Origin of the sequence: Pseudomonas sp. MONT-RG-20F-20-E-7-02 (assembly GCF_022662395.1) — a bacterium.
Lineage (GTDB): Bacteria > Pseudomonadota > Gammaproteobacteria > Pseudomonadales > Pseudomonadaceae > Aquipseudomonas.
Genome location: NZ_JAKNQN010000005.1, coordinates 133,621 through 147,309, shown reverse-complemented (window position 1 = coordinate 147,309; position 13,689 = coordinate 133,621). Strand labels below are relative to the sequence as shown.

Sequence of the window (13,689 nt, the reverse complement as noted above, 5' to 3'; positions counted from 1 at the left end):
TGCGATGGCCTTGCTACAACTGGAGCGCATCAGCGCACAGTACCCAGGCGCCACAGAACCGGTACTGTCTGACATCTCACTCGACCTTGGGCCCCAGCAGTTGCTGGTGGCCCTCGGCCCGTCCGGCAGTGGCAAGACCTCGCTGTTGAACCTGATTGCCGGTTTCGTCGAGCCTTCTGCCGGGCGCATCACCCTCGATGGCGTGCCGGTCAAAGGCCCGAGTGCCGAGCGTGGCGTGGTGTTCCAGGACGACGCCCTGTTGCCCTGGCAGGACGTGCTCGCCAACGTCGGCTTCGGCCTCGAGCTGGCTGGCGTACCCAAGGCGCAACGCGAAGTACGCGCCAAGGAAATGCTCGCCCTGGTCGACCTGGCGGGTTTTGACAACCGCCGCATCTGGCAACTGTCCGGTGGCCAGAAACAACGTGTGGGCCTGGCCCGCGCCCTGGCAGCCGACCCGCGTGTATTGCTGATGGACGAACCCTTCGGCGCCCTCGATGCCTTCACCCGCGAACAGATGCAGGAGTTGCTGCTGCAAGTCTGGCGGCGCACAGCCAAGCCGGTTTTCCTGATTACCCACGACATTGAAGAAGCGGTGTTCCTCGCCACCGACTTAATCCTGCTGGCGCCCAACCCAGGCCAAATCGTCGAGCGTCTGCACCTGGACTTCGGCCAGCGCTACGCCGCCGGTGAGTCGGCCCGCGCGATCAAGTCCGACCCGCGCTTTATCGAAACCCGCGAACACGTGCTGGGCAAAGTGTTCTCGCAACGGCAGGTGTCCGCATGAGCAGCTACGAACTCCCCGTCACCGCCGCCAAGCCGGTAGCCCACCCGGTGATTGCGGTGCGTCGCAGCCTGAGCACGCGCTGGATCAGCGTACTTACCTTGGTCGCCTTGCTGGCGATCTGGTGGGCGGTGACCGCCACGGGCTTGATCGAACCGCTATTCCTGCCGCCACCGTCCGCCGTGCTGCAAAAAGGCTGGCTGCTGGCGACCACGGGCTACATGGATTCCACCTTGTGGCAGCACTTGGGCGCGAGCCTGCAACGCATTGGTCTTGGTTTGGGCTTTGCGGTACTGACGGCCGTGCCGGTGGGCATTGCCATTGGCGCAAACCGTATCGCACGCGGCATTCTCGACCCGCTGATTGAGTTCTATCGGCCGATTCCGCCGCTGGCCTATCTGCCGCTGATCGTGATCTGGTGCGGCATCGGTGAGCTGTCCAAGGTACTGCTGATTTACCTGGCGATCTTCGCGCCCATTGCTATCGCCACCGCGACCGGCGTGCGCACCGTCGACCCGGCCAAATTGCGTGCTGCGCAGTCGTTGGGCGCCACCCGCGCCCAGCTGATTCGCCATGTCATCCTGCCGAGCGCCCTGCCCGACATTCTGACCGGCGTGCGCATCGGCCTCGGTGTGGGCTGGTCGACACTGGTCGCGGCCGAGTTGATCGCGGCCACCAGCGGCTTGGGTTTCATGGTGCAGTCGGCGGCGCAGTTCCTCGTCACCGACGTTGTAGTGCTGGGGATTTTGGTGATCGCCCTGATCGCCTTCGCCATGGAAATGGGCCTGCGCGCCCTGCAGCGCAAATTAGTGCCTTGGCATGGCCAGGCACACTGAGTGAGAACAGCATGAGCAGCCTGACCGTTACCCCGATAAGCACCGCCCTGGGCGCCCTGATCAGCGGTGTCGATATCACCCGGCCGCTGAACCCCGAAGAACGTGACGCCATCGAGCACGCGCTGCTCGAGCACTCGGTGCTGTTCTTCAGAGGCCAAGCCATCACCCCGCAGCAACAGGCGCGGTTCGCGGCGAACTTTGGTGACCTGCACATTCACCCGATTTACCCCAATGTGCCGGAACAGCCTGAAGTGCTGATCCTCGACACCGCCGTGACCGACGTGCGCGACAACGCGATATGGCACACCGACGTGACCTTCCTGCCCACTCCCGCCCTCGGCGCGGTGCTTAGCGCCAAGCTGCTGCCGGCGTTTGGTGGCGACACGTTGTGGGCCAGCGGCATTGCGGCTTATGAGGCGCTGTCGGAGCCGCTCAAGCGCCTGCTTGATGGCTTGACGGCGACTCACGATTTCACCAAATCCTTCCCGCTGGAGCGCTTTGGCAACACTGCCGAAGACTTGGCGCGCTGGGAAGAAACCCGCAAGAAAAACCCACCGCTGTCGCACCCGGTGGTGCGCACGCATCCGGTGAGCGGGCGCAGATCGCTGTTTGTCAGTGATGGGTTTACGACGAAAATCAATGAGCTGGAACCGGCCGAAAGCGAAGCCATCCTCAAGCTGTTGTTTGCTCACGCGACTCGGCCGGAATTCACTATCCGCTGGCGCTGGCAGGAGCATGACGTAGCGTTCTGGGATAACCGCGTGACGCAGCATTACGCAGTGGATGACTACCGGCCGCAACGCCGCGTGATGCATCGCGCCACGATCCTGGGCGACGTGCCTTTTTAGGGCCAGGCCACTACCCAATGTGGGAGCTGGCTTGCCTGCATAGCGGTAAACCAGCCACTACTTCATCGACTGACCCACCGCCATCGCGGGCAAGCCCGGCTCCCACAGTGTTCGAGTAGATCGTTCCCACGCTCTGCGTGGGAATGCAGTCTGCTTCTAGAGCCGTGACGCGGAGCGTCACAGGAGGCATTCCCACGCAGAGCGTGGGAACGATCGGGTGGGTTACTCAGCGGTGGATGGCTTTTCCCACAAGTTAATCCCACCTTCCTGCGCAAACCGATCAATCTCCGCCAGCTCTTCGGCACTGAAGCTCAGGTTCTTCAACGCGCTGACGTTCTCGATGATTTGCTCCGGCCGGCTCGCGCCGATCAGTGCACTGGTCACCCGTGGGTCACGCAGGGTCCAGGCCAGCGCCAGTTGCGCCAGGCTCTGGCCGCGACGCTGGGCGATTTCATTCAGCGCGCGCACGTGGGCGATGTTGGCGTCGGACAGGTGCTTGGCTTGCAGCGAACCCCCCCCTGGGCGATTAACCCGTGCATCGGCCGGTACGCCGTTGAGGTACTTGTCGGTCAGCAAACCCTGGGCCAGCGGCGTGAACGCAATCACCCCGGCACCGAGTTCTTCGGTGGTGTCCAGCAGGTCTTTTTCCACCCAGCGGTTGAGCAGGTTGTAAGCCGGTTGGTGGATCAGCAGCGGCACTTTCCACTCTTGAAGCAGCGCCGCCATCTCACGGGTTTTCACGCCGGAATACGACGAGATACCGATGTACAACGCCTTGCCCTGTTGCACGGCGGTGGCGAGGGCGCTGGCGGTTTCTTCCAGCGGGGTGTCGGCGTCGAAACGGTGGGAATAGAAAATATCCACATAGTCGACGCCCAGGCGTTGCAGGCTCTGGTCCAGGCTCGCCAATACGTATTTGCGCGAACCGCCACCCTGGCCGTAAGGGCCGGGCCACATGTCCCAGCCGGCTTTGCTGGAGATGATCAATTCATCGCGATAGTGCTTGAAGTCTTCGCGCAGCAAACGGCCGAAATTGATCTCGGCGCTGCCGTAGGGCGGGCCGTAGTTGTTGGCCAGGTCGAAGTGGTTGATCCCCAGGTCGAACGCGGTGCGCAGCAAGGCGCGCTGGGTGTCGATCGGGGTGCTGTCGCCAAAGTTGTGCCACAGCCCCAGGGACAGTGCAGGCAGCACCAATCCACTGCGGCCTACGCGGCGATAAGGGATAGATTCATAGCGGTTTTCGGCAGCAATGTACGTCATCGAATCCTCTCTGGGCTTAGGGCAAATAAGGCCTGGGAATAAGGTTATTCCCAGGCCTTTTAACCAGCTGAATCGCTTAACTATGCCCTTCTCTTTTACAGCAATTCCCTACCAGAGTGGAACGACGTAGCTCACATAGAAGCGGTTTTCATCTTGCACGGTGGCACCGGTAATATCCGGGCTGGCATGGGCATTTTTCCAGGTTACGCCCAGGCCTTTGAGGGTGCCGGTGGGTACTTGGTAGGCCACGGCAATGTTGCGTTCCCATTCGCTGGTGGTGCCTTGCGCCGTGCGGATGTCATCGCCGTGTGCGTAGGCCGCAGAGAACGTCAGGCCGGTGAGGCCGAGCTTGCCGAAATCATATTTGTACTGCGCCAGCCAGGTGCGTTCGCCGGCGTGCTGGAATTTGTTCAACTGCATATTGGTCAGCGCCGGGGTGTCGGCGCCCGAGCCTGGGCCCTGGCGCGCGTCGCCGCTGTTCAGGCCGGAATCCAGGTACGGGAAGTCGCTGTCGCCGCTGTTTTTCTGGATACCGAGGCCCACGGTGTGACCGTCCAGGCTGTAACTCTCAAGCAAACTGGCGGTGGTCTGGTTGATGCGGCCTTTGCTGGTGCCGTCACCGTAGAGGCCGGCGCCGGCAAAGTCCTTGTCGCCATCGGCGTTGGCGCCGACACCCAGGCTGCGGAACACGCGCACATCAGTGTCGAATGCACCCACTGTCACCGCGTCATGACGCTTGGCGCCGAGGAAAAACTGCTGGTAGTAATCCTCAAGGTTGGAATACCACAGGCTCACGGTGGTGTTCTGGATGCCGGTGTAGTCCGCACCGCCGAACAGGAAGCGATCGCTCTCTTTGGTGCCGCCGGCGGTGATCATGCCCTGGTCGCCGGTTTCGTTGCGGATCTTGGTCTTGAAGATATCGCCGCCGGTGAAGGTGAAGTCGGTAAGGTCCTTGGACACCAGTTGCACACCGGTATTGGTCTGCTGGTACAGGCGGCCGTCGGTGTTGGCCAATACCGGGTTGTTGCCGTACAGCGTGCCAACACGCAGTTCATCCTTGGCGAAACGCATCTTGAATGTGGGGCTGAGTACACCGAACTGGTCGGCGGATTTGCCGTTGTCCAGCGGGAACATGCTGCCGGGGTAGCGGCCCTGGTGATCCTTGTCGTTAAGGTCGCCGCCGGAGTCGAGTTTCAAGCCGTAGAACGCCTGCAGATCGAGGCCGAAACCGACCGGCCCCTCGGTGTAGCCGGACTTGAAGTTGAACTCGAAACCCTGGCCCCAATCACGCACGCTGTGGGCCTTGGCATTGCTGTTAACCACATCACGCCCCTGCTGGTTGAGGTAGCGATTGAGCAGGGTCACATCGGCGTGGCTGTCGTCGATAAAATCGGCGTGGGCGGACAGCATAAAGCTCGCCATGGCGACACCCACCATGGGGCTTATTAACGTCTTCATTGTTACCGGTCTCCGTCACTGTTCTGAAATGAAAGCGTCAAACGCTTCACACAATTACGCAGTGGCCAGATGACAGTTCGGAGTCAAACCGGGGGTTCAACGAATGAAATTAAATTTAAAAAAAGCCCCGTAGAACGGGGCTTTGCGAGCTGATCGTTCCCACGCTCTGCGTGGAAACGCATCCCGTGACGCTCCGCGTCACCCCAACAGAGGGGCGCGGAGCGCCTCGGGCGGCATTCCCACGCGGAGCGTGGGAACGATCATTTAAGAGCGGGCTAGCGCACCAGGTGCAGGAACTGCAGGTGCCGCTCGTACTGGTCAAGGATGTCGTTGATGATCTGCTCCTTGGTGTAGCCCACCAGGTCGTAGTCCTGGCTACCCTCGCTCAAATGCACTTCCGCCCGATAATAGCGACGGTTGTTGAGCTGCTTGGAGCCCATGCCACCGCGCGCAAAGGACGGCGTGAAGTAGCCGCGCATCTGCACTTGGTAAACGAACGGATGCTCTTCACCGTGGCCGATTTCCAGGCTGACGCTGTCGTTGGACGGGTCAGGCTGAGTGACGACGCTGAGGCCTTTTTCGACAAACACCGCCGTCACTTCTTCGATGGCCGGGCGCACCGTGGTCTCAAGGAACCGGTACACCTCATCACGTGACGGGAAATGCACCGCCTGGCTCAAGCGCTGGCGCCAACCGCCGGTGCCCTTGCGTGAGCCCGACACCGGTGCCAGCGAATGCAACTGCGCGATCTGCTTTTGCGACTCGAGGTAGAAGGCTTTGTGCAGCCCCCACATCATCAGCAGCAAAATCAGCGAGAACGGCAACGACGTCAGCACCACCGCGGATTTCAGTGAGTCGATACTGCCGGCAAACAGCAACGCACTGGTGACCAGCGCGGTCATCGCGCCCCAGAACACCCGCAGCCATTTGGGCCCATCTTCATCGGCATTGCCGCCTTTGGACGACAAGGTCGACAGCACCACGGTGCCGGAATCCGCCGAGGTGACGAAGAACACGAAGCTGATAAACACCGTGACCGCGATGACGGTCTTGCTCCACGGGTAGGTTTCCAGCAGCAGGTACAGACTCATCGACGGGTCATCGATGGCCGACTGGCCGAGGGCGGTCAAACCGTGGTTGAGCACTTGGTCGATGGCGCTGTTGCCGAAGATCGACATCCACGCCAGGGTGAAACCCAGCGGGATCAGCAGCACGCCAAACACGAATTCGCGGATGGTACGGCCACGGGAAATCCGCGCGATAAACAGACCTACAAAGGGCGACCATGCGATCCACCAGGCCCAATAGAACACTGTCCAACCGCCCAGCCAGTCGCTGGGTTTGTCGTAGGCGTACACATCGAAGCTCTTGGTCGGCAAGGCGCCAAGGTAGTCACCGATATTCTGGATCAGGGTGTTGAGCAAGTGCTGGGTGGGACCGGCGAACAACACAAACAGCAGCAGCGCGCAGGCCAGCAGCATGTTGATGTCGGACATCACCCGCACGCCCTTGTCGACGCCGGCGACGGCGACGAGGATCGCGGCGCCCATCATCAGCGTGATCAGGCCGACCTGGATCCACTGGGTGTGGGCAATGCCGAACAGGTAATCCAACCCGGAGTTGAGGTGCAACACGCCAAAGCCCATGTCGGCGCCCAGGCCAAACACCGTGGCGATGATGCCGAAGCCGTCCACTGCGTAGCCGATGGGGCCGTTGATGCGTTTGCCGATCAGCGGGTAGAGCGCCGAACGCAACGCCAGCGGCAGGTTATGCCGGTAGGCGAAGTACGCCAAGGCCATGCCGACAAAGGCAAACACGCCCCAGCCGTGCAGGCCCCAGTGCAGAAACAGGATCTGCATAGCCTGGCGCGCGGCATCGGCGTTCATCGGCGCGCCCTGGGGCGGTTGCACCAGGTGCGTCAGCGGCTCGGACACGCAGAAGAAGAACAGCGTGATGCTGATCCCGGCGGCGAACAACATGCCGGCCCAGGACAGGTAACTGAACTCGGGCTCGTCGTGGTCGGCACCGAGTTTTATCTTGCCGTAGCCCGATAGCGCGGTGACCACCACGAAGACCAGGTACAGCGTCATCGCGAGCATGTAGTACCAGCCGACCGTATTGGCCGCCCAGTTTTGCGCGGCCAGCAGCCAGGCACCGGCCTGTTGCGGAATCGCGATGACAGTGATGCCAAAGAGCAGGATGAAGCTGGCGGCAAAGTAGAAAACGGGCGCATTCATGCGCACCAGGCCGCTGGATGGGGTGGACGATGCACTCATGAACGATGCACCCCGAGGGTGTGGGATGTGGCTGTAAATAACGGACTCAGCAAAGGTAAGCCTCCTGTTGTGAGCGGGCAGCGAACCACCGGTTTAACTTGAACGAACATTCAAGTTAAACATGGATAGGCGGTCTGGGACTAATCGCAGGGCTGAGTGGTAGACAATTCCTACACTAGCTCAAGGATTGGTATGACGGGTGCGCGAGGCAAAACGTTCAGCGATTTCCGAGTGAAAACCTACCCAACTATGAAATGCAGTCCACTGTGGGAGCTGGCTTGCCTGCGATAGCGGTGGATCAGACATACCGCCATCGCAGGCAAGCCAGCTCCCACAGTTGATCCGTGTTTGGCTCAACGACTACTTCTGCGCCCCATCCTCATGCTGCAGATTCGCCTGGGTGATATTCGCCCCCGCCGGCACGCTGCGGGTCAGCCACACATTGCCGCCAATCGTCGAACCTTTGCCGATGGTAATCCGCCCCAGAATCGTCGCCCCGGCGTAAATCACCACATCGTCTTCCACAATCGGATGGCGCGGATGGCCCTTCTGCAACTGCCCATCTTCATCCGCCGGGAAGCGCTTGGCGCCCAAAGTTACGGCCTGGTAGATACGCACCCGTTCGCCAATGATCGCGGTTTCGCCAATCACCACACCCGTGCCGTGGTCGATAAAGAAACTCGGGCCGATCTGCGCGCCAGGGTGAATGTCGATACCGGTGGCCGAGTGTGCAATCTCCGCGCTGATCCGCGCCAGCAATGGCAACCCCGCGCGATACAGGTGGTGCGCCAGGCGATGGTGAATCACCGCCAGAATGCCCGGATAGCACAGCAGCACCTCATCCACACTGCGCGCGGCGGGGTCGCCGTGGTAGGCGGCCAGCACATCGGTATCCAGCAGGCTGCGCAGGGAAGGCAAGGCCAGGGCAAAGTCCTGGATCAGGCGGATGGCCAGGGCGTCGACCTCGCGGTCATCCTGGCCGCCTTGGCGTGCGGCGTAACGCAGCTCCAGGCGCGCCTGGCCGAGCAGGGCATTCAGCGCGACGTCGAGGGTGTGGCCGACGTAGAAATCTTCACTTTCCTCACGCAAGTCCACCGGCCCCAGGCGCATCGGAAACAACGCGCCGCACAGCGACTCGAGAATCTGCGCCACCGCCTCGCGCGACGGCAACTCACGCCCGCCGTGCTCGCCACTCAAGCGGCCATTGCGCGTGCGCCACTGGTCTCGGGCGCTGCGCAGTTGGCTGACGATGGTTTGCAACTGCCAATGGCTGGAACGCTCACTCACGGTATTCACTCCTGACGTAATGGCCATCACTTTACGGTATGCACCCTGGCCGCCCTTAAGAACCAATGGTGTGATGTACAGAACCATACGGAATAAGCGATTGGCGGTTGCCCGATGAAAAGTGCCTGCCTATAGTCGCCCAATCACTTCGCCACCGTGCCTCGCCATGATCAAACAACAGCTCGACCGTTTTAACCGCCTGGAACTGCTGGGCGGCGCCACTGCCCTGGAAAAACTCGAGCGGCTGTCGGCCTGGCTGGGCAGGGACATCTACGTCAAACGCGATGACACCACGCCGCTGGCCATGGGCGGCAACAAACTGCGCAAACTCGAATACCTGGCGGCCGACGCCATCGCCCAAGGCGCCGATACCCTGGTCACCGCCGGCGCGATCCAGTCCAACCACGTGCGCCAGACCGCTGCGCTGGCCGCCAAGCTGGGCCTGGGCTGTGTGGCACTGCTGGAAAACCCCACCGGCACTGAAGACCCTAACTATCTGGGCAACGGCAACCGCCTGCTGCTGGAGCTGTTCGACGCCAAAGTCGAATTGGTCGAGAACCTCGATAACGTCGACGCGCAACTCAACGCCCTCGCCGACCGCCTGCGCAGCAACGGCAAAAAGCCGTACCTGGTGCCTATCGGCGGCTCGAATGCACTGGGCGCGCTGGGTTACGTGCGCGCCGGGCTGGAACTGGCCGGGCAGATTGAAGACAGCGGTATCGAATTTGCCGCCGTGGTATTGGCCTCAGGCAGCGCGGGCACCCACAGCGGCCTCGCCCTGGCGTTAAGCGAAGTGCTGCCGAATTTGCCGGTGATTGGCGTTACCGTGTCGCGTACCGACGAAGCCCAACGGCCGAAAGTGCAGGGCCTGGCCGAACGCACCGCCGAGTTGCTCGGTGTGGACATTCCCGAGGCGTTCAACGTGATTTTATGGGACGAATATTTCGGCCCGCGCTACGGCGAACCGAACGCCGGCACCCTCGCTGCGGTCAAGCTATTGGCGAGCCAGGAAGGCCTGCTGCTGGACCCGGTCTACACGGGCAAAGCCATGGCCGGCTTGCTCGATGGCCTCGGGCGTCAGCGGTTTGAGGACGGGCCGATCATATTCCTGCATACCGGCGGGGCGCCGGCGTTGTTTGCCTATGACTCGGTTCTAACGGACTGAACACGGATCAAATGTGGGAGCTGGCTTGCCTGCGATGGCAGTCTGTCAGCAACCGATGTGCTGACTGACCCACCGCTATCGCAGGCAAGCCAGCTCCCACAGCAGACCAACGACATATTCAAAAATAGAATAACAAATTAATTTTATATTATTTTCAAGTCTTAAAAACTGGCTTTATAGTCGCGCCGAAGGCGAAGACGCGCTTCGCGCTTTAAGGCAGGATACGACTACTGCGTCACCTGCTTCGCTCAACATAAAAACACAGGGGCTGTTCATGACTATTTCTGTATTCCGCCGCACGTTGTTGGTTGGCACATTGGGCCTGGCACTCGGGGCTGGCTGGTTGGGCCAGGCGGTTGCTGGCGAGCAGTTGGATAACATCAAGAAAGCCGGCGAGATCAAGATCGGCCTGGAAGGCACCTACCCGCCGTTCAGCTTTGTCGATGAAAGCGGCAAGCTCAGCGGGTTCGAGGTCGAGCTGTCCGAAGCGCTGGCCAAAGAGCTGGGCGTGAAGGTCAAGCTGCAGGCCACGCCGTGGGACGGCATCCTCGCCGCTCTGGAATCCAAGCGCCTGGACGCAGTCGTCAACCAAGTGACCATCTCCGAAGAGCGCAAGAAGAAGTACGATTTCTCCAAGCCCTACACCGTTTCCGGTATTCAGGCGCTGGTGCTGAAGAAAAACGTCGACACCATCAAGACTGCCGACGATCTGGCCGGCAAGAAGGTCGGCGTAGGCCTGGGCACCAACTACGAACAATGGCTCAAGGACAACCAACCCAAAGCGATCATCAAGACCTATAACGATGACCCAACCAAGTTCCAGGACCTGCGCATCGGCCGTATCGACGCCATCCTGATCGACCGCCTGGCCGCTCTGGAATACGCCAAGAAAGCCCCGGACACCGCAGCTGCCGGCGACGCCTTCTCCCGTCAGGAAGCTGGTATTGCCCTGCGCAAAGGCGAGCCTGAACTGCTCGACGCCGTGAACAAGGCCCTCGACAAGCTGCGCGCCGACGGCACCTTGAAGAAGCTGTCCGAGAAATACTTCAACGCTGACGTCACTCAATAATGGAAGCAGGTTTCCAACTCGCGCTGGACTCCGCGCCCTTTCTGCTTAAGGGCGCGTATTACACGGTGATTCTTAGCCTCGGCGGGATGTTCTTCGGCTTGCTGCTGGGCTTCGGCCTGGCCTTGATGCGCTTGTCGCGCTTCAAGCTGGTCAGTTGGATCGCCCGCGTCTACGTGTCGTTCTTTCGCGGCACGCCCTTGCTGGTGCAGCTGTTTCTAATCTACTACGGCTTACCGCAAGTGGGCATCGAGCTGGATCCGATTCCGGCCGCCATGATCGGCTTCTCGCTGAACATGGCGGCTTACGCCTGTGAAATCCTGCGCGCCGCGATCAGCTCTATCGAACGCGGCCAGTGGGAAGCGGCTGCGAGTATTGGCATGACCCGCGCGCAGACCCTGCGCCGAGCCATCCTGCCGCAGGCCATGCGTACGGCATTGCCGCCGTTGGGCAACAGCTTTATTTCGCTGGTCAAGGACACGGCGCTGGCCGCCACCATCCAGGTGCCCGAGCTGTTTCGCCAGGCTCAACTGGTGTCTGCGCGCACCTTCGAAATTTTCACCATGTACCTCTCCGCTGCCCTGATCTACTGGATCCTGGCAAGCATCCTGGCGCATTTTCAAAATCGCCTGGAAGACCGGGTCAACCGGCATGACCTGGAGTCTTGAAGCATGATCGTGGTTGAAAAACTGACCAAACAATTCAAGGGTCAGGTGGTGCTCAACGGCATCGACCTTGAGGTCAAGGAAGGCGAAGTCGTCGCCATCATTGGCCCCAGTGGTTCGGGCAAGACCACCTTCCTGCGCTGCCTGAATTTCCTCGAAGAGCCCACCAGCGGCCGCATCAAAGTGGGTGACATCGAGATCGACAGCAGCAAGCCGCTCAACCAGCAACAAGGCCTGGTGCGGCGCTTGCGCCAGCACGTGGGTTTTGTGTTCCAGAACTTCAACCTGTTCCCCCACCGCACCGCGCTGGAAAACGTCATCGAAGGCCCGATCGTGGTCAAGAAGATGCCACGCGAAGCGGCAACCGAGCTGGGCCGCAAGTTGCTGGCCAGGGTGGGTCTGGCAGGCAAGGAAGACGCCTACCCACGGCGTTTGTCCGGCGGCCAGCAGCAGCGTGTGGCGATTGCCCGTGCATTGGCCATGGAGCCGGAGGTGATTCTGTTCGACGAACCCACCTCGGCCCTCGACCCGGAACTGGTCGGTGAAGTACTGGCGACCATCCGCAGCCTGGCCGAAGAGAACCGCACCATGGTCATCGTCACCCACGAAATGAGCTTTGCCCGCGATGTCGCCAATCGGGTGATCTTCTTCGACAAGGGCCTGATCGTGGAACAAGGCGAAGCCAAGGCGCTGTTCGCCAACCCAAAGGAAGAACGCACCAAGCAGTTCCTGAGCAAATTCCTCGCCCACTGACACCCGAAAAACCTGTGTGGGAGCTGGCTTGTCTGCGATGCAGGCACCTCGGTGTGTCAGCCGCACCACAGCGATGCTATCGCAGGCAAGCCAGCTCCCACCCAAGCGCGCTCCTACATGAAATCCTCGTGCTAACGAATAAAACGCACCGCCGCACCCACCTTAAAATCCCCCGCCTCGTCAGCTCTTTCTGAATCTGCTCCAGCCCGCCGTTTAGCCTTCTGCCGCCATTGACGCCCCAGGGGCAACCCTCTTATCTAGCACCCAGAGGATTGGATCCTATCCCGGCTATTCACTGAATCGTTCCTTTCGGCACCTGCGCGCAAACGCGTACCGGCGCCGGAACGATTGCTGCTGGCTGCATCAAGGAGATTACTTATGACGCGCACTGCAACCCTGGCCATGCTCACCGCCCCAACCCTGCCCCAGGCCCATCGACACGGCATCAACGCCCTCGCCGCCACCCAATTGCAGGTGGATATCGCCCCGTACCCCGGCATGGAGGAAGGCGACCTGATCGAGCTGTTCTGGAACAACTGCTTTGCCGACTCCCGGCGCGTAACGGCGTGCAAAATCGGCACAGCCACTCACCTGCGAGTACCAGAAAGCTTTGTGCTGGACGGCCCCGCGCAGGTTCACTACCAAGTCATGCAGATCGGCCACGGCCCGGCACGCTCGGCCTTGACGCGGGTGCAGGTGAAAACCAATTATCCGGGTGGCCAGCCGGTGTTTCCGCCCAACCACGAAAACAACGACGAAAACCAGAACCTCGCCCCCGTCGACCTGCCTGAAACCATCCGCCGCTACGGCGTCAACGGTCGCCAGGTATTGCGCGGTATTCCGTTGAGCATCGAACCCTACCTGAACATGGCCAGCGGTGACGCGATCACGTTGCGTTGGGGTGACGTGCGCCTGGACCTGCCGAAAATCGAGGCACAAGACGTCGGCCTGGCGGTGCACGTGTGGGTGCCTTCGACGGTCATTATCGAGGCCGGCGACGACAGCCGCCTGGACGTGACGTACTGCATTCTTGACCGCGTCGGCAATAATTCGCGCTGGGCACCGGCGCGCACCCTGAACATTTCCGCCTGTTCGCCACAGACCCCGCCCCGCCCGGCCAGGGCCGCATCGGCCTACCAACCGCGCCAACCCGGTTCGCCTTGCGAGCCAGGGTGACGGCCCTTCTATGCATATTCCTAGAAGTTAGTTTATTTAAAGATTTAACACGCTTAGGGTATATGCACCGGACCACCGGACATCTCTGATTTTTCTGTTTTTATTTCATTGAATGCGA

Annotated in this window: 12 protein-coding genes; 8 read left to right on the top strand and 4 right to left on the bottom strand. The window is 60.9% G+C overall.

All coding sequences use genetic code 11. The annotated features are described in order from the left end of the window. Positions 1–4: 4 nt before the first annotated feature. The 3 genes from tauB to tauD are packed head-to-tail and all read left to right on the top strand — an operon-like array spanning position 5 to position 2,465. Positions 5–784, top strand: coding sequence for a taurine ABC transporter ATP-binding subunit (gene tauB, locus L8I05_RS16360; RefSeq protein ID WP_159953657.1), 780 nt, complete (start codon positions 5–7; stop codon positions 782–784). Next, positions 781–1,617, top strand: coding sequence for a taurine ABC transporter permease TauC (gene tauC / locus L8I05_RS16355; protein ID WP_242170242.1), 837 nt, complete (start codon positions 781–783; stop codon positions 1,615–1,617). Before tauB ends, tauC begins: the two co-directional genes overlap by 4 nt. An 11-nt stretch (positions 1,618–1,628) precedes the next feature. Beyond that, entirely contained in the window at positions 1,629–2,465 is an 837-nt protein-coding gene (tauD, locus tag L8I05_RS16350) for a taurine dioxygenase (RefSeq protein WP_242170239.1), read from the top strand. Positions 2,466–2,687: 222 nt separating this feature from the next. Here the strand turns inward: tauD and mgrA are convergent, their stop codons facing one another. From mgrA to epsC, 4 genes are all read right to left on the bottom strand, one after another. After that, positions 2,688–3,725, bottom strand: a complete 1,038-nt coding sequence (gene mgrA, locus L8I05_RS16345) for an L-glyceraldehyde 3-phosphate reductase (RefSeq protein WP_242170237.1) — start codon at positions 3,723–3,725, stop codon at positions 2,688–2,690. Positions 3,726–3,833: 108 nt separating this feature from the next. Next, a complete protein-coding gene (locus L8I05_RS16340) occupies positions 3,834–5,162 on the bottom strand; it encodes an OprD family outer membrane porin (RefSeq protein ID WP_242170642.1) in 1,329 nt (442 codons plus the stop codon). Positions 5,163–5,458: 296 nt separating this feature from the next. Continuing rightward, entirely contained in the window at positions 5,459–7,420 is a 1,962-nt protein-coding gene (betT, locus tag L8I05_RS16335; RefSeq protein WP_174245655.1) for a choline transporter BetT, read from the bottom strand. A 399-nt stretch (positions 7,421–7,819) separates the two neighbouring features. Further along, on the bottom strand, positions 7,820–8,746 hold the full coding sequence (gene epsC / locus L8I05_RS16330) for a serine O-acetyltransferase EpsC (RefSeq protein WP_159953652.1): 927 nt from the start codon (positions 8,744–8,746) through the stop codon (positions 7,820–7,822). Positions 8,747–8,912: 166 nt separating this feature from the next. Here epsC and L8I05_RS16325 point away from each other — a divergent pair, with 166 nt between their 5' ends. The 5 genes from L8I05_RS16325 (at position 8,913) to L8I05_RS16305 (ending at position 13,571) form a co-directional block, all read left to right on the top strand. Then, positions 8,913–9,911, top strand: a complete 999-nt coding sequence (locus L8I05_RS16325; RefSeq protein ID WP_242170235.1) for a D-cysteine desulfhydrase — start codon at positions 8,913–8,915, stop codon at positions 9,909–9,911. 274 nt (positions 9,912–10,185) lie between these two features. After that, positions 10,186–10,980 carry a cystine ABC transporter substrate-binding protein gene (tcyJ, locus tag L8I05_RS16320; protein WP_242170233.1) on the top strand — a complete coding sequence of 265 codons (795 nt, stop codon included), beginning with the start codon at positions 10,186–10,188 and terminating at the stop codon, positions 10,978–10,980. Beyond that, a complete protein-coding gene (gene tcyL, locus L8I05_RS16315; protein ID WP_106577395.1) occupies positions 10,980–11,645 on the top strand; it encodes a cystine ABC transporter permease in 666 nt (221 codons plus the stop codon). Before tcyJ ends, tcyL begins: the two co-directional genes overlap by 1 nt. 3 nt (positions 11,646–11,648) lie before the next feature. Continuing rightward, on the top strand, positions 11,649–12,395 hold the full coding sequence (gene tcyN, locus L8I05_RS16310) for an L-cystine ABC transporter ATP-binding protein TcyN (protein WP_242170231.1): 747 nt from the start codon (positions 11,649–11,651) through the stop codon (positions 12,393–12,395). A 378-nt stretch (positions 12,396–12,773) separates the two neighbouring features. After that, positions 12,774–13,571, top strand: coding sequence for a hypothetical protein (locus tag L8I05_RS16305; protein ID WP_177017211.1), 798 nt, complete (start codon positions 12,774–12,776; stop codon positions 13,569–13,571). Positions 13,572–13,689: the final 118 nt, after the last annotated feature.

Bases quoted from the DNA above. Each gene is read 5' to 3' on its own strand.
- tauD (WP_242170239.1), top strand. From the start codon at position 1,629: ATGAGCAGCCTGACCGTTACCCCGATAAGCACCGCCCTGGGCGCCCTG.
- L8I05_RS16325 (WP_242170235.1), top strand. From the start codon at position 8,913: ATGATCAAACAACAGCTCGACCGTTTTAACCGCCTGGAACTGCTGGGC.
- tcyN (WP_242170231.1), top strand. From the start codon at position 11,649: ATGATCGTGGTTGAAAAACTGACCAAACAATTCAAGGGTCAGGTGGTG.
- tcyL (WP_106577395.1), top strand. From the start codon at position 10,980: ATGGAAGCAGGTTTCCAACTCGCGCTGGACTCCGCGCCCTTTCTGCTT.
- betT (WP_174245655.1), bottom strand. From the start codon at position 7,420: ATGAATGCGCCCGTTTTCTACTTTGCCGCCAGCTTCATCCTGCTCTTT.
- mgrA (WP_242170237.1), bottom strand. From the start codon at position 3,725: ATGACGTACATTGCTGCCGAAAACCGCTATGAATCTATCCCTTATCGC.
- tcyJ (WP_242170233.1), top strand. From the start codon at position 10,186: ATGACTATTTCTGTATTCCGCCGCACGTTGTTGGTTGGCACATTGGGC.
- L8I05_RS16305 (WP_177017211.1), top strand. From the start codon at position 12,774: ATGACGCGCACTGCAACCCTGGCCATGCTCACCGCCCCAACCCTGCCC.
- tauB (WP_159953657.1), top strand. From the start codon at position 5: ATGGCCTTGCTACAACTGGAGCGCATCAGCGCACAGTACCCAGGCGCC.
- L8I05_RS16340 (WP_242170642.1), bottom strand. From the start codon at position 5,162: ATGGTGGGTGTCGCCATGGCGAGCTTTATGCTGTCCGCCCACGCCGAT.
- tauC (WP_242170242.1), top strand. From the start codon at position 781: ATGAGCAGCTACGAACTCCCCGTCACCGCCGCCAAGCCGGTAGCCCAC.